Origin of the sequence: Clostridium sp. AM34-11AC (genome assembly GCF_003435375.1) — a bacterium.
GTDB lineage: Bacteria > Bacillota > Clostridia > Lachnospirales > Lachnospiraceae > Pilosibacter > Pilosibacter fragilis.
Genome location: NZ_QWGL01000007.1, coordinates 34,261 through 55,542, shown reverse-complemented (window position 1 = coordinate 55,542; position 21,282 = coordinate 34,261). Strand labels below are relative to the sequence as shown.

Sequence of the window (21,282 nt, the reverse complement as noted above, 5' to 3'; positions counted from 1 at the left end):
TAATCAAGTAATTGCATTATAGTGCAAAAACTTTTTGCTTTCGACAGTTTTTGCAAACATAATCAAATAATAAAAAGATCCGGCAGGATATCTGGACAATATATCCTGCCGGAGAGAGGGGGATGAGTGAAAATTACTGCTTCTGTTTTTTTGTGAGTACATTTTTTAAAACAGGAACCATTGCGAAACCAATGATTACAAGCAGGATGATGATTGCAATCGGGCGGGAGAAGAAATACGGGATGAGTCCGCCCTTTGGTGCAGCCATGATCAAGGTTCTGCGGAAGTTGGATTCCAAAATATCGGCAAGGACAACGCCGAGAACCAGAGGTGCCGGTTCAAATCCGTAGATTTTCATAAGGTATCCGATGAGACCGAACACGAGCATGATGATAACTTCGTACATGCTGTTGCTCAGTGCATAAGTACCGATGCAGGATAATGCGACGATGATCGGAACGAGAACAGAGTTTGGAACGAGGCAGACTCTTGCCATCTGTCTTGCCATGGAAACTCCGATGATTCCCATCAGCACATTCGCGAAAAGGAAACCAAGGAAGATCGCATAAGTGGTTGGAGCCTTGGAACCTGTAAACAGGTCACTGCCAGGCTGTAAGCCATGCATGAGAAGCGCTCCGTAAAGGATTGCTGTGACCGGGCTTCCAGGAATACCTAAAGTGAAAAGTGGGATCATGGCACCGCCGCAGGCTGCGTTGTTTGCGGCCTCAGAGGCAGCAATTCCGACAATGGAACCTTTTCCGTATTCTTCCGGATTTTTAGAAGTCCGTTTGGAAAGACCATAACTGATCCATGCGGCGATGGAACAGCCGGCAGCAGGGATAAATCCGATAAATGAACCAATAACAGAACTTTTTAACATGGTAGGAGTTAATAGACCGGCATTGCCTTTTTCCCAACGCTTTCCCTTTAAGGCAGCTGCCGGGTCGTCAACAATGGTTGCACCGGTTCCTGTCATCAGCTTTTCAACGAGGATGAGAACCTGGGAGATTGAGAATAATCCGATCAGTATCGGTGTGGAGTCAAGACCATCCTCAAGCCAGAGCTGCCCGAACGTGAATCGAGACACGCCGCTGATGGAGTCCATGCCGATGCAGCCGATCAGAAGACCTAACAGGGCGGCGAAGATTCCTTTTGCCTGGTTATCTCCCGTGAGTCCGGCAACGACGAGAACACCGAAGCAGGCAACGAGGAAATACTCAAGGCAGGAGAACATCTGACTGATTCTTCCGAGTGCCGGGGCAAATAAGATCAGGCAGATGGCACCAATGATACCACCGACAACGGATGCGATGGTTACGACGGACACGGCCTCCATGCCGCGGCCTTTTTTCGTCATTTCATAGCCATCCAGTGTGGTCGCCGCAGATGCCGCGGTACCTGGTGTATGGCACAAAACAGCAGTGATGGATCCGCCGTACACACCGGTTGTGTACATTGCGGTCATCATGACAAGGGCAGCTGTGGGACTCATGGAAAATGAGATCGGCAGCAGCAGGGCAATGCCGACGGACGGTCCCAATCCGGGAATAATTCCGATGATCATTCCGCCTACAACACCGACGAGCAGTCCGAGAAAGACATCAATGGAGAGGAACGAACTCAATGCGAGTGATAAATATTCTGCCATTTTATAAGCTCCTTTCCTTAAATATAACGGAACAGTTGTCCGAGAATGCCGACTTTATAGATCGGGAGATGAAGAATGATAACGAAAACAACATAACAGATTAGGGTGTAGAGAACGGTGATCACAATGTTTACTTTCCAGGACTTCAGCTTTAAATATTTCATGGAAAGCAGCATAAAGATCGGTGTCGCGATCCAGTATGTGATATAGCGGAAGCCAAGGAAATAGATAAAAATAAAAAACATGAACAGGAATGCGTATTTACTGCTCTTTATAGTCATGGAGTAGTGGAAATCCCCATCCTGCTCCTTGGTGAGCCGGAGACCTTTCAGAATAATAAATACAGAACATAATCCCATTAACAGGGACAGAGTGATCGGAAGATAGGAAGCCTGTCCAGGAATCTGTACCGCAGTAAAGAACACTGCGATACAGAGGATGAGAAGAACGGTTCCTACCCATACGTCGCGATGAAACTTTTTTGCCATATGGATAAACTCCTTTTCTTATGTGGGAATGATCAGTTACTGTACGTTCCAGATCATTTTTCTGGTTTCAACCTGGCTCTCAAGAAGTTCTTTGAAGTCCTCACCGGAGGTATTGTCGAGCTGAAGACCAAGAGCAGCCATATTTTCGATATAGTCAGGATCTTCCATTGCTTTTAATAATGCGTCAGTGGTCGTGTCGACGATATCCTGTGGAACACCATTCGGATAGAAGTATCCGCGAGCTGCGAATGCGACAAAGTCTTCACCGGTTGCCTCTTTGATCGTAGGAACATCCGGTATGAAGTCACTGCGTTCGTCGGAAAAAATGCATGCAACCTTCATCTCACCAGACTGATAGGAAGCCATGACATCAGAGATGGATGCAAAAAAGATATCTGTGTCACCGGATAAGAACATTCCGCGGCTGTCGGAAGCTCCGTCTACCGGAACAACGGTGATCTGGGTTCCGAAGGTCTTGTTGAACCATTCAGCAGTTGTTGCGTCTCCGTCGGTAATTCCTGCTGCCTGGGCGGAAACGAGAACAGGATTGGATTTGGCGTACTCGATAAAGCTGTCAATATCGGAGAACCGTGTGTCATTAGAACGGATCGCCATGACATTGTAGTCGAGAGCCTGGTTTGCAAGGACAGTGACGTCATCGAGATTATATTTTCTAGGGTTATCCGGATCAAGCTCACCCATCGCATAGTTATGGTTGATCAGACCGATCGTATAACCGTCTTTGTAATCGCCTTGGATCAGATCGGTCCATGCGACCCATCCGCCAGATCCTGTCTGGTTTTCAACGACAACATTGACTCCCATTACTTTAGAAAGAGCCTGTGCAAGATTGCGGGCACCAATGTCGGTTCCGCCGCCGGCTGAGAACGGGCAGACGAGAGTGATCGTTTCGCTTGGGAAAGAACCATCGTTTTTGGCGGCTGCAGTATCAGTGGAATCAGCAGATTTTGTTGTGGTGTCTGTTGTCTGCTGGCTGGAAGCTTGGCATGCGCTAAGAGATAATGCTAAAGCTCCTGCGGTCATAAGTGCAAATATTTTTTTCATGTGAGATCCTCCTTTTATAGTAGAACTAAAAAATTTTGTCGTCATAATAGACTGATCCAGCAAGAAACGCGTTTGCTTTTGTTACATTCATTCTAGTGAATTTTATGTCAGAAAACAAACAGCTTTTCCGTGTTATATCACAATATAATGACTGTAAAATGGATAAAAAAGAAAAAAATGAACAAAAAGCATACCAAATTACAACTGAATGATTGTGAATAAAAGAACAAAACTTGTTAGACATTTGTAATCTGAATTCATATACTGGCATCGAAAACAAAAACGTGAACGGCTAAAGGAGGTCGCTATATGATGACAAAGAAAGAGAGAATTCAGGCAGCTATTGCAGGGGAAAAACCGGACAAACTTCCATATTCATTCTGGACCCATCTTCCGGGAATCGATCTGAATCCGGAACTTTTAGCGGAAAAGACATATGAGTTTTATAAAAAGTATGATATCGACTTTATAAAGACTATGAATAACGGAATGTACGCCATCGAAGACTTCGGTTGTGAGATTGATTATTCAGATATTGCGAAAGGCGGAGTGGCGAAAGTCACAAAAACACCGATCCACGAAGCGAAGGACTGGTATGAACTGAAACCGTGTTCTGTAAAGGAAGGAAGTCTTGCGAGAGAATTAAAAGGATTGAAACTTGTTCTCGATAAGGTAAAGAATGAGGATGTGCCAGTCATTTTCACGATATTCAGCCCGTTGACAACAGCGAATAAATTGTCCGGAAATACACTTCTTCAGTATCTGGAAAATGGTGACGGGGATGCAGTTCATCATGCGCTGAAAGTGATTACGGAGACGACCTGCAATATGGCTCGGGCAGCGCTGGAAGCCGGTGCGGACGGAATCTTCTTTGCGGCGCAGAGCAGTACTTATAATTTTATGACTGCAGAACAGTATAAGGAATTTGGCGTTCCTTATGACTTGGAGGTCCTGAATGCGGCGAAAGATGGATGGATGAATACCCTGCATGCCCATGGAAGTAATATCATGATGGAAATATTGAAGGATTATCCGGTACAGGTCTTCAACTGGCATGCATGGGAGACATATCCGTCAGTGGATGAGGCGGCGCTTGAGTCTGGAAAATGCCTTATGGGCGGACTAAACCGCACCGATATCACAAAAGATGACCGCAATGCCATCCATCATCAGATTTATGAGTGTTTTAAACTGATGGGTGGCTGCGGTCAGATCTTAACACCGGGTTGTGTGATCCGCTATCCGTTAAATGAGGAAACTTTAAAATTTATCCGCAAAGCGAAAGATGATGTGGAGGCGAAGATCCATCCGATCTACGCTTAGCAGGAAAACTTTTCCTGTGCCATCCGGATGAATTCATCGGCGGCTCGGCTGAGATAGTGGTCTTTCATGTAAGCGATTGTGATCGGCCGGTAGCCCGCCGGATAGTTTAACGGAAAGACAGACACCTGTTCTTTCCAGTCGAAGGAATTCCAGAATGTCATACGGCGGCTGACGAAGATTTCGGGAAGCACGATGGCACCGATTCCGGAAGAACAGAGGGAAACCATGGTGGACATACTGGTGGTCTCGAGGAGGATTTCCGGTTCAATGTTGTAGCTTTCACAACATTTTTCAAACATTTCGCCCAGCCATGTCTGTTTCGGCATTTTGATAAACGGGCAGTCGGCAAAAATGTTGAAACTTTGAACAGAACCCGGAATCAAAGTGGAGTCTATCTTCAGATAGCGCGGCAAAAATGAGTTTGGAATAACGCAGACGAGAGATTCTGTATGGAGCAGTTCCTCGTGTACTTTTTCTGGATCATTGATCGCAAAACCGATGCAGAGATCTGCCCGTCCTTCAAACAATGCCTGGTTGATCTCTTTTGTTGTACCTTCTACAAGATTTAGTTTGATCTGGGGAAAGGCAGAGCGGAATTCTGGAAGTATCTTTGGAAGCATGACAGCTCCGCGGGAGGTACTGATTCCGAGAGTCAGTTCACCTTTTCGGAAGTCCCGGATATCCTGCATGCTTTTTTCAATCTGTTCTTTCTGTTGAAGCAGAACCTTGGAACTTGCATAGAGGGATTTACCAGCTTCGGTGAGTGTGATCGGTTGGGTACGGTTAAAAAGGATCACACCGAATTCGTTTTCCAGGCGGGAAATGTGGTTGCTGAGGGATTGCTGGGATATAAATAAACGCTTGGCAGCATTTGTGAAACTGAGTTCTTCAGCGGCCACGCGAAAGTAGTAAAGATTTAAAAAGTTCATAGTGTGCTCCTTAAATTTTTCTGCAGTAACATTGATGAAAGATATGAATTATTATAGCAAAAATAATCGAAAAAGAAAGAACAGAAGGAGAAAAAACGCTAAGAAACTGTTAAAAAATATCATGAGGAAAAATAAGAAATGGACCAGAAATTATACACAAACCATCTTGAAATATTAAAAGACGAACTGATTATGGCGCTCGGCTGCACGGAACCGATCGCAATCGCCTACGCGGCAGCAAAAGCGCGGAAACTGTTAGGTCAGATGCCGGAGAAATGCGCAGTGTCCTGCAGCGGAAATATCGTTAAGAATGTCATGGGAGTGACAGTACCGAACTCCGGCGGATTAAAAGGAATCGATGTGGCAGCAGTACTGGGAATCGTGGGCGGAGATCCGGATATGGATCTGGCAGTGCTTGAGAGTGTGACCAAAGAGGATCAGGAGAAGACAAAAGAGCTTTTAAATCAGAAATTCTGTACCTGTAAACTGATCGAAGGCGTGGCGACTCTTTACATTGTAGTGGAACTGCGCGCCGGAGAACATACGGCGCTGGTCGAGATTCAGAAGACCCATAAAAATATCACTCGGATGGAAAAAGATGGGATGAGTGTTCTGAAAAAGACTGAGGCAGATGAGGAAAATGGTCATAAGGCAGGTGACAAACAGCTTCTCACAGTGAAAAATATTCTGGAGTTTGCGGATAAAGTAAAAATTGAGGATGTTGAAGAGATCCTGAATCGCCAGATCGAGTGCAATATGGCGATCTGCCGGGAAGGCCTGGAACATCCGTATGGAGCAGAGGTTGGAAGAATCCTGATCGACGGAAACGAAAAGCCGACGGTGGGTCTGAAGGCACGTGCATTTGCGGCCGCAGGTTCGGATGCCAGAATGAACGGCTGTCCGATGCCGGTGGTCATCAATTCCGGAAGTGGTAATCAGGGGATCACGGTCAGCGTGCCGGTCATTGTTTACGCGCAGGAGAAAAACATCGAAAAAGAAAAACTTTTGCGGGGACTTGTAGTTTCGAATCTGATCGCAGTTCATCAGAAAAAATATATCGGAAGTCTGTCTGCATACTGTGGCGTTGTGAGTGCCGCATGTGGAGCAGCCTGTGGTATCTGCTACATGCTTGGATATCCATATGAAGTGGTCTGTGAGACAATTACCAACACCATCGCAACTGTGGGAGGTATGGTGTGTGATGGTGCGAAATCATCCTGCGCAGCTAAAATTTCGACAGCCCTTCAGACCGCGCTTCTTGGAATGAAAATGGGATTACATGACAGGGCATTCCAGCCAGGTGAAGGTCTGGTGGAGGATGATGTTGAAGAAACAATCCGAAGTATCGGACGCATGGGACGAGATGGTATGCACTCCACGGATTTGGAAATTTTGAATATTATGCTTGGAAATTAAAAAAAGAGGATCTGCCGGCGGACATTGACTTCTGGTAGATCCTCTTTTTTATGAAAAGTCTGATCCCTCAGCTATGCTGAGGAGAATGGAATCTGAGATCACATGGAATCCCATATTCCGAAAGGAAGACACGATGCTGTGATAGAAGTTCGCGGAGCGCGGATCCTCACAGATTTTGTTTAAGAGGGAACGGTCCAGCTTGATCGCGGAAAATGGAAGCTGCATGACTGTATTCAGGTTCGCGTATCCGGAACCAAAATCATCGAGGCAGAGACCGATTCCGGAGTCTGCGAAATCATCGACCGCCTTATTGAGTGCGCTGTTGTACTCTGTGGCAACGGTCTCTGTGATCTCGAACTGGATGAAAGAATGTCTGACCCCATATTCATCCATAAGCCGGATCAGGCGGGAGCTGCTGTTTGGCTGGATCAGGTCTAACGGGGAGAGGTTCATCTTAATATTACAGAGTCTGTCTGTGAGGAGCGGGTACTCCTGGATAAAAATGTCCGGAGGGATCCAGCCGAGCTCCGGGTGATATAGACGGCTCAATGCCTCCAGCGTGATGTAGCGCTTCTCCTTCAGGGAATATACGGGATGGTAGTAGACCTCAAACAGATCATTCGCGATCGCGGTGTGCAGAAACTGCTCCACCTTTTTCAGGTAAAGGAAGCGCTCCATGGCCCTGTCCGTATCACGGACGGTCTCATAGAACCCGGTGTTCGGCGCGAGCGACTCCAGATACTGGGCATAATCAAGGATGGAACCGCCATCCTCGAAGCGCTCCGCATGAAAGATCCCACTGATGATGACCGGGGAGGAGACAGATGTTTCTGATGGGGCTGTATCCGGAAGCAATAAATGTTCCAGCTCATCAAGATAGAGTTCAAACTACTCCTGGGAGAACGTGAAGATGAGAAAACGTTTCCCGGAAATGCGGAACACTTTGTCTCCGCGGAGCCTGTGCAGCTGCCTCGCGACGGAGAGGAGCAGGCGGTCACCGTCATCCATGCCTGTTACCTTGTTGATGTGGTCGATCTGATAAAGATTCACGGTGATGACATGGAAGATCCTCCGCTTGGACAGCATTTCGCTGAACTTCCTTAACAGGTATGGTTTATCGTAGAGACCGGTCATCAGAAGCTGATGACAGAATGCCTGGACGATGATGCCGGACGCGAGCAGGATGAGGATCTCAATGAGCACCAGGACTTTGGACAGTCCAAGGATCTTCCACCACAGGCAGGTCAGGATGAGGGCGGCGAGAAGATGGCAGAGGGCAGAGAAGTACATGAGCATGTACCAGGGGCCTCTTATGTAATTTATGGATGAATCGAAGGAAAACAGGAGTCCGGTCTTCAGGTTCCCGAAGATGATGCAGACCAGAACGAGCGTAGGAATCGAGGAGGCAAGCATCTCACGCGATATCCAGGCTCACGAGGACCGAAAGGATCAGAAAAAGCTGGTTGTTCAGGTCATCCGGACGCTTCTGGGCGGAAAAATGGCACAGAATGATGAGCTGGATGATCATGGCTGCAATCAGGAAATCGGTATTGTAACTCATATCTATTTTCCCAATTCCTACAATAATTTTGAGATCTTCGAATATTTTCTGGCCGGAACCGGCAGGACGGTTCCGTCGGTCAGGGTGATTTCGAAACGGCGGATGGACTGGACGAAAAGCGGGTTTACCATGAAGCTGGCGTGGACCCGCAGGAAAATGTCACTGTATTTTTTCTCGAGCTTTGAGATAGATTCCGTGGAATTGAACTCGCCGTTTAAGGTATGAAAGACCGTGTACGGGGAGCGGGATCCTGTCTCAATGTAAAGAATCGAATTCGCTGCCAGAAAATGACATACATGGTTCGATCCGGAAATCGTGATGCGGGGGCCGGTTGCAGGCGTGAGTGTCGTCGGGACTTTCATTTCATCATAATGGACCGGATAGATCTTATCACGGTCATCGTATGGAAAAGCGTTGGAGATATGGATGACAGCGGCTTTTGGAACCAGATGCTTTTTTCCATCGGGGCCGGTCACTTTTTTATCTCTCCAGGTGAAATGAAGCCTCTGGTCATGAACCGTCATTGCACCGTTTGGATAGTATGTATACACGAGATAGGTCAGAATGATCTCGCAGGCATGAGTTCCGCAGGAGATTGGTGTGGCGGAGATATTGCTCATCCGGAATGTCAGATGGTGTCTCCCTTCCTCCTGAGTGAAGGCGTTTAAGATATTTTCTTTTCCCTGCATCCACTGTCTCTCGGCAGGACCGATCCAGAGAAGATCGTCGTCGATGGCATCGAAGAACGGCTGCAGGCGGTTTTCGTAGTATTCGGTGATAATGTGTACGGATTGCTGGATCTGTGCGGAAATGTTCATAGATTCCTCCAATGAGGGCATGGGTCAAAAATTTTCGATTCATTTTATCATGCCGGAATGAAAAAAACAATTGATTTCGTGTCGAAAATGAAAAGTGAAAAGATCGTGAATTATGGTGTATTTGATACATGAAATCCTGCATTTAAAACCGGAGAATTGAACACTATGGTTTTGAATGATAAAATTGTAGAAAAAACGAAAATAAAAGAAAACGAAACGAAATAAAATAAATGTTCTGTATTTTTACAACTCGTGCAGAAAAACGACATCTTGTGCAGGAGATGTTGACGAAGAATGTCGAACATGTAAAAATGAAAAAAGTCAGGACTTTCGGAATCGGACAGAAATATATTTGCGGGAAGGAGGATACAGGAATGAAGACAGCAGAGGTTCTGGATCAGACAGAAACATTTGAGACAGCAGGCTTTGATATTTTGAATCATGTCGGAAAGATCACACAGGTAGATATGCCGATGGAATACGGAAGAGTCTGTCTGGCAGAACAGGTCGGAAAACACGCAGCCCTATTTCTGGACTTCACACAGGAACTCGATACGGTAGAGGAATTTATCCTGTGGATCAACGAGAACTGTAAAAGACAAAGCATACCCGTAGAGATGAGAGATCTGTATGAACTTGCTTCTTCAGAGAAACTTCTTCCGGAAATCAAGCGTTACCTGACTGCGGAGATAGCTGTCAGGATCACGGAGGCGGCAGGTTTGGAAAAGCTGGTGTCGATTTCCGGGATCCGGTATCTGAATTCCCGTGAGGTGATGTTTTTCGGGGGACGTCTGATGGAAAAGCTTACGGAAAGGATGAAAGTTGTTGTCTGGCTGGACTCAAAAGGACAGGAAAATTTATCGGAAAACCGTTTGAGGGAAATGTTTTGTGGAGAGATCTTCCGGCTGCGGCCGGAAAGAATGCTCCTTCCGGAAAAAGACATCAGACAACTGGCCGATATCAGGCTGTCGGGCCGTTCTGCAGAAGAAAAAGATCATATTGCAGCTGAATTGAGAAGATATTTTGGCGGATTTCCGGCTGGAATATGCTATGCGTTGGATCTCATGGCAAACGGGGAGAAACGGATTCCGGTAGAAGATCTCTGCAGACTGAAGGGACATCCGGTCTATGGACAGTATGGGAGAAACTGTCTGACAAAGCGTTTTACGGAAAAAGGAATGAGTATTTTAAAAGCCCTCTCCGGGTGGGAAAAAATCGACGGAGACATAGCGAGAGATACATTAGGGATCCCGTGGGCTGGGGAATACCTGAAGTTCTTAAAGGAAGAGGGAGTTCTTCTGTATGATCAGAAAGAGAAATGTTATCTGTTTCCGGGGATGTTTCGGGATTATCTGCAGGTGCAGGGAGAAAATAAAACCATTTTTGAGTACAGAAATACGGAGGAAGATGAGCAGGAGACCAGCGCGGGAAAAGTCCGGATCAAAAGCTTTGGAAGCTTTCATGTCCAGTACCATGGTGAAGAACCGAAGTGGCGGACAAAAAAGACGAAAGAACTGTTTGCGTTTCTATTTAATAAACAGGGGGTTCCGGTGAGCCGTGACGTGATCATAGGAAGTCTTTGGCCGGAACTTGAGGAAGATAGAGCCAGAAAACTTTTTTATACAACCATGACGTATCTGCGAAAAAATCTGAAGGATACCGGGATACCGGAGCTGATCATATGCAGGAAAGGAATGTATTATCTGGATGTTGGAAAGACGGAATCAGATTATGCGTCAATCATGGCGATAAAGGGACAACTGGAGAATGAAAACTGGACGGAGCTCTGGAAAATGCCGGATATCAGAGAGCTTTATGGGGGTGCTTATCTGGAATTCTGTACAGAAGAGTGGACTTATGGGATCCGGGCTTATATGGGACGCATTGTACAGCAGTGTCTGAGATCTCTGGGCTCTTATAAAATGAGAATCGGGGAGACGGCGGAGGCCGCGGAATATCTGGAATTGTTCAGAAATGAGGACCCCTATTCGGAAGATATCGCAGCGATGCTGATCACGGCATACGGAAGACTTGGTGATTATAAAAACGCAAACCGTGTATATAGAGAATATGAAGACCTTTATCTGCGGGAGTTTGAAGAAAAGCCTGGTCCGGAAGTCAGAAAGGCGTTTGAGGGCTGCAGAAAGAAATGGTGATGGAATGACGGATCTGGAGAGACGGATCGGGCTGGTGCGGGAACGCTGTTCTCTGACAGCCTTTGGAGCATTTGCGCTGGAGCTTTTATTGCTTGCTGAGTGGGATCCTGATCTGAACGGGACCAACGGGATCTATCCTGATGAGCTGATCCGGGCATGGGAAAAGAATAGACCGAATGCGGAAGCTGGGGGAAAAACAGACCGGGCGGAGCTTGATAAGGAGATCCGCACGATTGCCGGAAGGAACGTGGAAGAAGCGTCTGGCCGAATCATTTACCGCATCAGGGAACAGGTTCTGAGATTTATTGAGCAGGAATTTCCTCCGGATCCAGATGAGTTTTTTCTGGAGATTTTTTCGAATTTTGAGAAAGCGGAGGAACCGGATCCGGAGCGGAGTGTATACAGGGATATGATCCGGGTCGAACAGAAAAAGAAAGAGCATTCAGACGGATGGATCCTCCTGAATCTGGCTGGAAAAGACGGGAGCGGGAGGCTGGAGAATGTAAAAGCGTTCTGTCGTGAGAAGAAAATGGGGCTGATCCTTCTCGATGGAAGCTCTTTGCTGGAACTCGGGCGGGAAAAATTCCGGAGTATGTTTGGAGAGCTCGGGGTGAATGCCCTTTTAAAGGAACGTGTGATCGCTGTAATCTGGGAAGATGCACTGGGGGAACGGGAACTGTTCCGGGTTCTGAGAGAGATGGGGCATGAATGGGACAGACTTCCTGTTTTAGTGATAATTATCACGGAAACGCCGCTGCGTCCGGTAATTCCGGGGTCAGCGCAGGTTCCCGCAGTGTTTGAGATCCGGGAACCGGATCCATTTGCCAGAAAAGACATGGGAATGCGGTACGCGAAAAAATGGCAGATTCCATTTGAAGACGGATTCGGGGAAATGTGGCAGAGATTCCGTTTCACTCCGGGGCAGTTCCAGAACGTGCTGGAACAGGCGAAGGATATGGCTTTTGCGCGCAATGCGGAAATTCCATCGAGGGAAGAACTGAGAATTGCATGCAGGAGGCAGGCAGAGTACCGTTTTCATGGGAAAGCAGTATTGATCCGTCCACAGTTTGTCTGGGAGGATCTGGTTCTTCCGGAGATGTCGAAGAAGCTCCTTCAGGACATCTGCAGCCGAAGCAGAAATCAGGAGCTGGTATATGGTACCTGGGAATTTTCAAGCAGATTTCCATATGGTCTTGGGACATCTATTCTATTTACAGGCAGCCCGGGGACCGGAAAAACGATGGCGGCTCAGGTCATGGCAAATGAACTGGATCTGGAGTTGTACCGCATCAATCTGTCAGCGGTGGTCAGTAAATATGTGGGAGAGACGGAAAAAAATCTCAACATGATTTTTGAAGAAGCGTCAAAAAGTCTCTGTATCCTGTTTTTTGACGAGGCAGATGCCCTGTTTGGAAAACGGACGGAGGTAAAAGACTCTCAGGACAAGTATCAGAATATGGAGGCGGCATTTCTCCTGCAGAAGATGGAGGATTACGACGGAATCAGCATTCTTGCCACAAACTACCAGCAGAATCTTGATGAGGCATTCAAGCGGAGAATCCAGTACGTGGTGGAATTTTCCATTCCGGATGCAGGGGAGCGGCTTGAAATGTGGAACCGGGTATTCCCTGAGGCATGTCCGGTCAGAGAGGATGTAGATCTGCAGTTTTTGGCAGACCAGTTCGAGCTGACGGGAAGCAATATCAAAAACATTGCCGTAAATTCCGCGTTCCTTGCGGCAGCGGACGGCAGGGAGATCGACATGAGCCACATTCTCCGGGCACTTCAAAATGAATTTCAAAAGAGCGGGAAACGGCTGACTGGCGCGGAGATGGGACAGTACGGTATGGTTTAGGAAAATATCTGGAGGAAATACCATGGAGTACGATTACAGGGAATACCGGAAAGATTCACAGGCTGTGCTAAGGGAGAAGAACAGCCGCAGAGAAAAGATGGATCACTTTCTGTCCTCCGAGGGACGAAAAAAGGAAGGACGGGAACCGGAAAAAAAGCTGGAAATCGGGAATTCTTACGGAACGTTTGAAATCGGGGTTTCGAAAGCAGCAGCGAAAAAGAACAGGGAAGATGTTCAGAAAGCTCCGGAAAAACTGGCAGTCATATCGGGACTCAGAAAAGATCGGAGAAAAGAACTCAGGGATTACGAATATGTCCGTGAAAATGGGGCTGTGCCGCTTCCGTTTCTGCAAAAGAGAGCGTTTGTGAATCCGCATGTGAAAGAAAAGAGCGCAGCAGCACTGAAACTGGATCAGGAAAAAACGGGAAGCAGGCTGACAGAGAGTCTTTCTTTGATGAGAAATCAGGGAAGGCTTGAGACGGTTCAGGAGATGCTGCCGTTTTTAGACAGTGAAAGAGAGAAAGAGGAACGGGCGCAGCTTCTGGAAGAACAGAGGACAGTGGGGAAACTCTCGACGGTGAAGAATCAGTATCTGGATCAGCTAAAGGAAAATGAACTTCACAAACAGAGGGAAAAGGGAAGATTTATTCAGTCGGTTGATAAGATCCTGAAGAATAGGAGTGAGGAATTGCGGGCAGAAAAACGGGTACATAACGGAAGTCTTGAGGAATATTTAAAGAAAGTATGGAAAAATGTTCTGACGAAAGATGCGGAGAAAGATGGGGATATAGAAAATAATGGCGAGAAGGAAGAATTTGTTTAGAAAATGTTTGGCAACTCCTGCTATGATATGAAAAACAAGTCGAATCATGACCGTTATGTGCGAGAAAGGAGAAATGAAGGTTATGGCTGAGTATTTATCACCCGGCGTATATGTTGAGGAGTTCGATTCCGGTTCAAAGCCGATGGAAGGCGTTGGAACCAGTACCGCAGGATTTATCGGATTAGCGGAGAGAGGGCCGGTCGAAGGTCTTCCGCAGCTCGTTACAAACTTTTCCGACTTTAAGAGAAAGTATGGTGGGTATTTATCCGAGAATGAATTTGGCGAATATCGTTTCCTTGCGTACGCAGTAGAACATTTCTTTATCAATGGAGGCGCAAGATGCTTTATCGCCCGTGTAGCGCCGGAAGACGCGAAATGTGCGGCAGCAGCTGTTCCGTCAGAGGATAGTGCTGTTCTGACACTTACCGCGAAGAACCCGGGTATGTGGGGAAATAACATCCGCGCGGTGATCGCTCCGGCGAGCAAGGCGAAGACGCAGATCCTCGAGATCGTTCAGAATGCGTCCGGAAAAAAATATGTTGTAAAGAACGGCGGAGGATTCAATCCGGGAGATGTTGTAAGTTTTTCTGACGGAGAAAAGCTTGTCTACAACCGTGTCGTAAAAAATCAGGACAATATTCTTGAGTTTGAAAAAGAGTTTGAAGAAGATGTTGTTGATAAGAATCTGGTTCCGAAGAAAGTGATCAGCACATGTGAATTCACTCTGGAAGTCAGATATGAGGATCAGACAGAGGTTTACGAGAATGTATCCTTTAATATCGATGCCCCGAACTATATTGAGAAAAAGACCGCGAAATCTGACCTGATCACCGCAGCGTGTGCAGCAGGAGGAGCGGAGATAAAATCCCCGTTTGACAAGCTTTCTGCTGAGGGGGATGCAGTCGTAAGCGTTTCCTTTGCCGGTGGAAGCAATGGTTCCGTATCTTCGATCACTGCAGCGGACTTTATCGGATATGACAACGGAGCCAGCAGAAGAAGCGGAATTCAGGCATTCCTGGATAATGACGTGGTGTCTATTCTGGCAGTTCCTGGTGTTACAGATCCGAATGTGCAGCTCACCTTAGTTGCCCACTGTGAAAATCTGGGCAGCAGATTCGCAGTCCTCGATATGCCGAGGGACGCGAGAAAAGTCGATGACATGATCGCACACAGGGAGATCTTTGACAGCAGCTATGCCGCTTTATATCATCCGTGGCTTCAGGTCTTTGATCCGCTCGATAAAAAGAATTTTGCGATTCCGCCGTCCGGTTCCATCATGGGAATCTATGCGAGAAGTGACAACAGCCGCGGTGTACACAAAGCGCCTGCAAACGAAGTAGTCCGTGCCTGCGTGGGACTGGACTGCCAGTTTAATAAGGGAGAACAGGATATTCTGAACCCGAAGGGAATCAACCTGATCCGCGCGTTCCCGGGAATGGGAATCCGCGTATGGGGTGCGAGAACCGTATCCAGCGATCCGTCCTGGAAGTACATCAATGTCCGCCGTCTCTTTATCTTCATTGAGGAGTCCATTAAGGCGAACACGAACTGGGCTGTATTTGAGCCGAACGATGAGGTGCTCTGGGTTCGCGTGAAACGTACGATCGACGTATTCCTGACCGGAATGTGGCGCGGTGGTTCCTTAGCGGGAAGTGTTCCGTCAGAGGCATTCTTCGTAAACATCGGACGCGACACAATGAGTCAGGACGATATCGACAATGGACGTCTTGTATGTGTGATCGGTGTTGCACCTGTGAAACCTGCTGAGTTCGTAATCTTCAGGATTTCTCAGAAAACGAGTGATTCAGGCTCTGCCGAGTAATTGAGAGGAGAGATAAGACATGGCAGGATATCCGCATGGGAAATTTAACTATAAAGTAGAGATTGACGGCCTGGAGGCCGGGGGATTCTCAGAGGTTACCGGTTTTGATGCGTCCATCGATGTGATCGAATACCGGGAGGGCGATATGACACAGACACCGCTCAAGATCCCGGGACTGAAAAAATATGGAAATATCACTCTGAAACAGGGGCTTGTAGACTCCATGGTACTTTATGAGTGGATGACAGCAGGACTCGAGGGCGATGTGGAGAGAAAAACACTTACGATCACGCTCTTAGATATCGCGGGAAGCCCGGCTGCTTCCTGGCAGATCATCAACGCATGGCCGGTAAAATATACAGCACCGGATTTCAACGCGACATCCTCTGAGGTTGCGATCGAGAGTCTTGAAATCGCCCATGAGGGAATGACAAGAGTCTCATAAATACATAGCGGGAAATGGTAACGGATCCGGTATGACGGAACGTTGCGGAACATAAATGTCGGCTGGACTGCAGAAGAAGAAGGAGAGAATCCGGAAATTTTGCGGTCCGGCTGAACCTGCAAGAAAGGGGAACCAGCAATATGGCATTTCAGACCGAGTTTACATTTACGCTCCCAAGGGGCTATATCGATGATACGGGAATGATCCACAGGGAAGGGACCATGCGTCTCGCGAATGCAGCGGACGAGATTCTTCCGTTGAAAGATCCGCGGGTTCAGCAGAATCCGGGATATCTTACGATCATTCTTCTTGCGAGAGTTATCACGAAACTTGGTTCTCTTCCGGCGGTGGATACGAGGACGGTAGAGAAATTATTTACGATGGATCTGGCGTATCTTCAGGATCTTTATGAGAGGATCAACACAATGGAGATGCCGACCTACACAGGAATCTGTCCGCACTGCGGAAAGGAGATCAGGATCCCGGTAAATTTTATGGAGGCAGGTCAATAGAGACGTATCCGGCAGACAAAATCTACAAGGAAGCGGCATTTCTGGCCTATTACCTCCACTGGTCCCATGATGACATTATGGAGATGAGCCATTTGGACCGGATCCGGTGGTGCAGCGAGGTGTCGGGAATCAACAGCCGACTGAATGATGAGCCGGAAAATGTATTTAAGATCTAAGACCTGCGGCTTTGCCTGAGAGGAGTTCATGAGAAGCTGCCGGTATCAGATCCGGCAGATGACAGGGGGGTAAATATGCTGGGACATGGATTAGGAAGCTGGGCAGATCTGTGTGATAATTTTTCCTTCCGCGTGTTTATTGATAATCAGGAATTTGGTTTTTCCAGGGTAATGAATCTGGAGCAGGATCAGGAGGTTGAAGAATTTCAGGTCGGTGGAATGAATTTTGCGCCCCATATTGCGGTAACACCGAATAAAAAGGGCGGGCGTCTGATTCTGGAAAAGGGCAAATGTTTTTCTTCCGGTCAGAAGCAGATCAAAAACTGGAGAGCCGGTTACCGGATCAACAGCCTGATCGATGTGTTCATATATGACCGTTCCGGATCATTTGCCGGTTCCTATGGGATCAATGGCGGAGTGATCGTAAAGTGGGAGGTTTCAGGACTGGACGGGCTTGGAAATGAACTGCTGATCCAGAAGTTTGAGATTGCGCATGCCGGTGTGCAGATGGGAGACGCAAGGACAGGCGGAACGGGGGCTTCTTTCCGTGGATAATATAGAAGCAAAAACAGAATCGATCTATAAAAAAGCGTGGTGATCGGATGAGAGACAGGCTATGGAGGATACGGCAGACGCCGCAGAAATTCCATTATCTTGACTGGTGTGAAAAAATTAAAGAAAAATATTCTTTGAGAGAGGAATATGGGTTCGCCGGAGCGACACTGACATTTTTGCAGGGAGAGAAAGAATCTGAGCAAAAAAAGAGCGGTGAAGAGCGCCGGCTGATGTTGTTTTTTCAGAATCTCATTTTTTGCTGGCAAAATTCCATCGGAGTGAAGATATCTATCGGAAATGCGCGGATTCTGGAAGAGAGCGTCAGGACTGCGTTGGAACTCTCGATGAAAAATCTTTCCATGGAAGAAGAAAAACGGTTTTCGCGCGAGGTGAAGATTGCCAGGGATCTTCTGGCTGGAAAAGGGAGAACGGAAGCGGAAATGCGGGAGAGTCCGGTATTCTGCCGTTGGCAGGATGGATTCAGTTGGGAGGAGATCAGCGGGATCCGGGAAATACGGGAATACGCGAACAGCCAGAAAAAGACATTGGAGATCCGCCGGGAGACTGCACGGATCAGGAGCACGGGACTTACAGGACATTTGGAAGAACTGCAGGGAAGTGCGGAGAGAAGTACAGAAAGAAGTACAGAAAGAAGTACGGAAAGAAATACAGAAAGAAGTACGGAAACAGCTTCAGGCAGAAGTACAGCAGAACTTCCGGAGAGCCGCATGGTGTATCTGGAACCGGGAGAAAGAAAAAAAGATTCTGCAATGGAATCCAGGGAAACCACGGAGGTCAAAAAAAATATTGACCGGCTCCGAAAAGAGACGGCGATACAGAGAGAAAAACTGGCGGAAGCGGAGAAAAAGCTTCAGACAGAACGCGTCGAGGCAGAAGCACGGATCTTAGAGAGAGAGAGACAGATAGAGAGGGAACTGCAGTTAGAGAAGAAGAGACAGGCAGAGAGGGAACTGCAGTCAGAGAATCAGAGACAGACCGAGAGAAAACTGGGGTCAGGGAAGGAAAAGCAGGCAGAAGAACAGGGGCCGAAAATAGATAGACAGCAGTTAGAAAAACGGCAGCAGACAGAAGAGAAACGGTTGTCGGAGAGTCGGAAACAGTTGGAAAGAGAAGTGCTGTCAGAGGGGCGAAAACAGCCGGAAAGAGAAGTGCTATCGGAGAACTGGAAACAGCTGGAAGGAGAAGTGCTGTCGGAGAGTCGGAAACAGTTGGAAAGAGAAGTGCTGTCAGAGAGTTCGGAACAGCCGGGAGGAGAACCACAGTCAGAGAAAGAAAGGCAGATAGAGTCGGAAATTCATCTGCAGGAACAGAAAGAAGAATTGCAGACTGAATTCCGAAAACAGATAGAAAAAGAACTCCAGCGGGAAAGAGATTCCCAGAGAGAAGATTTGATCCGGAGGGAAGGACGGTTTCTACAATTTTCCGAAAATACAGATGAGTATGCAGAAACTGATATACAGGCGGAACCGACGGGAAATGAACAGCTGGAGATGCCGGAGAGCCATCTTGTGTACCTGACACAGACGGAAAAACAGGAAGAGACACCAGGAGTGGGAGCTCTGAAAACGGAAGAAACCATTCTCCAGGCCAGCAGCCGGATACGGGAAGAAAAACGAGAGCTGGAAGATAGGACAAGGCAGTTCGAGTCGGAAAAAAAGCAGCTGGAAGAAAAGCTGTATAAGACAGAAAAGATCCTGCGGACCGAGAAACAGAGAGAGATAGACAATGTTCAGCGGATCGAGAAACAGCTGGAGACCGAGAGACTTCGACAGTCGGAAAAACTGCGTGAGTTGGAAAGATTTCAGCAGTCGGAAAAACTGCGTGAGTTGGAAAGATTTCAGCAGCCGGAAAAACTGCATGAACTGGAAAGACTTCAACAGAAAGAAAAAATTTCCGAATTAGAAAAACGATATCAGCTGGAGCAACATCAGACGGAACAACTACTGACACTGCAGCAGAAACAAGATACAGAAAAGCAGCAGGAGACTGAAAAAAGGCAGCAGGTCGAAAAACTACTGGAGATTGAAAGACAGCAGCAGATAGATCACCGGTCAGAACCAAAAAAAACTTACCAGTTTGAGAAAGTGTTGGAAACAGAGAAATTTCAGCAGGAGGTTGAAAAAGAGCGGCAGGAGAAAAAGAAACTTGAATCAGAGTTCATACAGCAGACAGGAAAAAAATCAGAACTGGAATTCCTGCAGCAGTTAGGAAAGAATTCGGAATCACAGTCTGAAATTGACCGGGAGAGCCAATGGGAAAAGCAACTGGAACTGGAACAAGCACCACTTCCGGAATTGCCGGAGGCACAGCTAATCTACAGGAATCAGGAAAATCAGTCAGGTTCTTTACCAATGGACAGATCGTCAGATCAGGATCAGACGCCCAGTCAGCGAGATCGTCTGGAGCAGTTTTTGCCGATGACGGCAGCCGGAAAATCAGCGCTGGTGGAACAAAAAATTATAAATGAGCGGACAAATGTTATTTTAAAAAGTCTGCTGTCTGAATTTCAGCCAAGTGCAAGGCAACCAGATACGATCATAAATCTTCTGACTTCTATAAATCGACCGGATAATAAAACAAAACTTCAGGTACTCATGAGTAGCCAGGAGAATCAGATGAAACTTCGGACGGTTATGAACGATCTGGGTAATGCAGAAAAAGTCCGGAGTCTTACAGAGTATCCGGAAAGTATAACGAAATTTCATACACTTATGAGCCACCCGGAAAACGCGGCTAAGTTTAAGACAGTTACCGCTCAAGCTGAGAATACAACAAAGTTTCGGACGATTATGAGTCGATCAGAAAGCACAGCCGGATCTCAGTCAGGCGTGAATCCTATGTCAGGTGCGAATCCTATGTTGGCCGTAGCCAGCCGGATATCGGAATCAGGTGGATATCCATCAAATTCAGGATACTCGGAAATCCTGCCCGGCATCACAAGATTCCGCACGAGACGCGGTGCCCCGGGAAGTATCACGGAGATCCGCATGATATCGGGGATCCGGCCTGCTGTGCTGCAGATCCTCAAGACGGAAAATGACCGGTCGAGAGTCATCCAGAGCTTTGCTGGAACTGATCGCTTAAGAGTCATCCAGAGCTTTGCTGGAACTGATCGCTTAAGAAGCGCCCAGAACTTGGCAGGAATCGATCATTTAAGAGCAGCTCAGGATTTTGCTGGAATTCATCCGCTAAGAGTACTTCACAGATTTTCCGACATCAATCCGGCAAACAGTGTCCGGAACATGAATGAATCTGATCCGGAAATGATCCATATCCCGGATCTGGCCGGAGCCGTGAAAATCCAGTACGCAGATCATGGAAAGCACAGACAGGATCAGATAGCCTCAAATTCTGATGTCTTAGCAATGTCCGCAAAACTCACGCAGACAAGGGAAGAGACAAGGATCCTTAAACGGGATTCCGGATTTACAAGATCGACGCTCATAGAGCAGGAAAAGAAGATCAACGGACTTCGTCAGGAACTTCGCGAACAGATGCAGACAGTAAACGAAGAAGTAAAGCGCCTGATAAACACCCAAAAACAGGATGCATCCGTCCGGAATATGGCGGACCGTGTTATGAAGGAACTGCAGAAACAGTTCCGCACGGAGAAGATCCGCCGGGGCTATTAAAGCAGGAAAAATGACAAAGCAGGCAGAAGAACAAATA

At 47.2% G+C, this 21,282-nt stretch carries 19 protein-coding genes; 11 read left to right on the top strand and 8 right to left on the bottom strand.

Annotation, left to right across the window (positions count from 1 at the left end; all coding sequences use genetic code 11):
* Positions 1-133: 133 nt before the first annotated feature.
* Genes DW826_RS06560 through DW826_RS06550 form a run of 3 tightly spaced genes read right to left on the bottom strand, consistent with a single transcriptional unit; the run spans position 134 to position 3,201 of the window.
* The gene (locus DW826_RS06560) at positions 134-1,648 is read right to left on the bottom strand and encodes a tripartite tricarboxylate transporter permease (RefSeq protein WP_117552358.1); all 1,515 of its coding nucleotides are present in this window, start codon (positions 1,646-1,648) and stop codon (positions 134-136) included.
* A gap of 17 nt (positions 1,649-1,665) precedes the next feature.
* The gene (locus DW826_RS06555; RefSeq protein ID WP_117552357.1) at positions 1,666-2,136 is read right to left on the bottom strand and encodes a tripartite tricarboxylate transporter TctB family protein; all 471 of its coding nucleotides are present in this window, start codon (positions 2,134-2,136) and stop codon (positions 1,666-1,668) included.
* A 36-nt stretch (positions 2,137-2,172) separates the two neighbouring features.
* Entirely contained in the window at positions 2,173-3,201 is a 1,029-nt protein-coding gene (locus DW826_RS06550) for a tripartite tricarboxylate transporter substrate binding protein (RefSeq protein ID WP_117552356.1), read from the bottom strand.
* Positions 3,202-3,510: 309 nt separating this feature from the next.
* On the opposite strand from DW826_RS06550, the gene DW826_RS06545 reads away from it, so the two are divergent.
* The gene (locus tag DW826_RS06545) at positions 3,511-4,524 is read left to right on the top strand and encodes a uroporphyrinogen decarboxylase family protein (RefSeq protein WP_242990637.1); all 1,014 of its coding nucleotides are present in this window, start codon (positions 3,511-3,513) and stop codon (positions 4,522-4,524) included.
* Here the strand turns inward: DW826_RS06545 and DW826_RS06540 are convergent.
* Entirely contained in the window at positions 4,521-5,453 is a 933-nt protein-coding gene (locus DW826_RS06540) for a LysR family transcriptional regulator (RefSeq protein ID WP_117552355.1), read from the bottom strand. The genes DW826_RS06545 and DW826_RS06540 overlap by 4 nt on opposite strands.
* A 138-nt stretch (positions 5,454-5,591) precedes the next feature.
* On the opposite strand from DW826_RS06540, the gene DW826_RS06535 reads away from it, so the two are divergent.
* A complete protein-coding gene (locus DW826_RS06535) occupies positions 5,592-6,869 on the top strand; it encodes an L-serine ammonia-lyase, iron-sulfur-dependent, subunit alpha (protein ID WP_117552354.1) in 1,278 nt (425 codons plus the stop codon).
* A 48-nt stretch (positions 6,870-6,917) separates the two neighbouring features.
* On the opposite strand, the gene DW826_RS06530 is transcribed toward DW826_RS06535, so the two are convergent.
* The 4 genes from DW826_RS06530 to DW826_RS06520 all read right to left on the bottom strand — a co-directional run bounded on the left by DW826_RS06530 (position 6,918) and on the right by DW826_RS06520 (position 9,248).
* Positions 6,918-7,724: an EAL domain-containing protein gene (locus tag DW826_RS06530; protein ID WP_117552353.1), complete on the bottom strand. Its 807-nt coding sequence runs from the start codon at positions 7,722-7,724 to the stop codon at positions 6,918-6,920.
* Between the two features lie 33 nt (positions 7,725-7,757).
* Positions 7,758-8,165, bottom strand: a complete 408-nt coding sequence (locus DW826_RS06525; RefSeq protein ID WP_181968010.1) for a GGDEF domain-containing protein — start codon at positions 8,163-8,165, stop codon at positions 7,758-7,760.
* 118 nt (positions 8,166-8,283) lie between these two features.
* Complete coding sequence (locus tag DW826_RS18215) at positions 8,284-8,430, bottom strand: hypothetical protein (protein WP_166462196.1); 147 nt, start codon at positions 8,428-8,430, stop codon at positions 8,284-8,286.
* Positions 8,431-8,447: 17 nt separating this feature from the next.
* On the bottom strand, positions 8,448-9,248 hold the full coding sequence (locus DW826_RS06520; protein WP_181968009.1) for a LytTR family DNA-binding domain-containing protein: 801 nt from the start codon (positions 9,246-9,248) through the stop codon (positions 8,448-8,450).
* A 374-nt stretch (positions 9,249-9,622) separates the two neighbouring features.
* On the opposite strand from DW826_RS06520, the gene DW826_RS06515 reads away from it, so the two are divergent.
* The 9 genes from DW826_RS06515 (at position 9,623) to DW826_RS06475 (ending at position 21,245) form a co-directional block, all read left to right on the top strand.
* The gene (locus tag DW826_RS06515) at positions 9,623-11,404 is read left to right on the top strand and encodes a BTAD domain-containing putative transcriptional regulator (RefSeq protein ID WP_181968008.1); all 1,782 of its coding nucleotides are present in this window, start codon (positions 9,623-9,625) and stop codon (positions 11,402-11,404) included.
* Positions 11,379-13,259 carry an AAA family ATPase gene (locus DW826_RS18600; protein ID WP_181968007.1) on the top strand — a complete coding sequence of 627 codons (1,881 nt, stop codon included), beginning with the start codon at positions 11,379-11,381 and terminating at the stop codon, positions 13,257-13,259. The genes DW826_RS06515 and DW826_RS18600 overlap by 26 nt, the downstream gene beginning before the upstream one ends.
* Before the next feature lie 22 nt (positions 13,260-13,281).
* Positions 13,282-14,082, top strand: a complete 801-nt coding sequence (locus tag DW826_RS06505; protein ID WP_117552348.1) for a hypothetical protein — start codon at positions 13,282-13,284, stop codon at positions 14,080-14,082.
* 82 nt (positions 14,083-14,164) lie between these two features.
* On the top strand, positions 14,165-15,904 hold the full coding sequence (locus DW826_RS06500; RefSeq protein ID WP_117552347.1) for a phage tail sheath C-terminal domain-containing protein: 1,740 nt from the start codon (positions 14,165-14,167) through the stop codon (positions 15,902-15,904).
* Between the two features lie 19 nt (positions 15,905-15,923).
* The gene (locus tag DW826_RS06495; RefSeq protein WP_015552447.1) at positions 15,924-16,349 is read left to right on the top strand and encodes a phage tail protein; all 426 of its coding nucleotides are present in this window, start codon (positions 15,924-15,926) and stop codon (positions 16,347-16,349) included.
* A gap of 140 nt (positions 16,350-16,489) precedes the next feature.
* Positions 16,490-16,861, top strand: a complete 372-nt coding sequence (locus DW826_RS06490) for a phage tail assembly protein (RefSeq protein WP_117552346.1) — start codon at positions 16,490-16,492, stop codon at positions 16,859-16,861.
* On the top strand, positions 16,801-17,037 hold the full coding sequence (locus DW826_RS18950; protein ID WP_347472299.1) for a DUF6760 family protein: 237 nt from the start codon (positions 16,801-16,803) through the stop codon (positions 17,035-17,037). The genes DW826_RS06490 and DW826_RS18950 overlap by 61 nt, the downstream gene beginning before the upstream one ends.
* Before the next feature lie 75 nt (positions 17,038-17,112).
* Entirely contained in the window at positions 17,113-17,592 is a 480-nt protein-coding gene (locus DW826_RS06480) for a phage tail protein (RefSeq protein WP_015552449.1), read from the top strand.
* Between the two features lie 134 nt (positions 17,593-17,726).
* Positions 17,727-21,245, top strand: coding sequence for a hypothetical protein (locus tag DW826_RS06475; protein WP_117552344.1), 3,519 nt, complete (start codon positions 17,727-17,729; stop codon positions 21,243-21,245).
* Positions 21,246-21,282 lie beyond the last annotated feature (37 nt).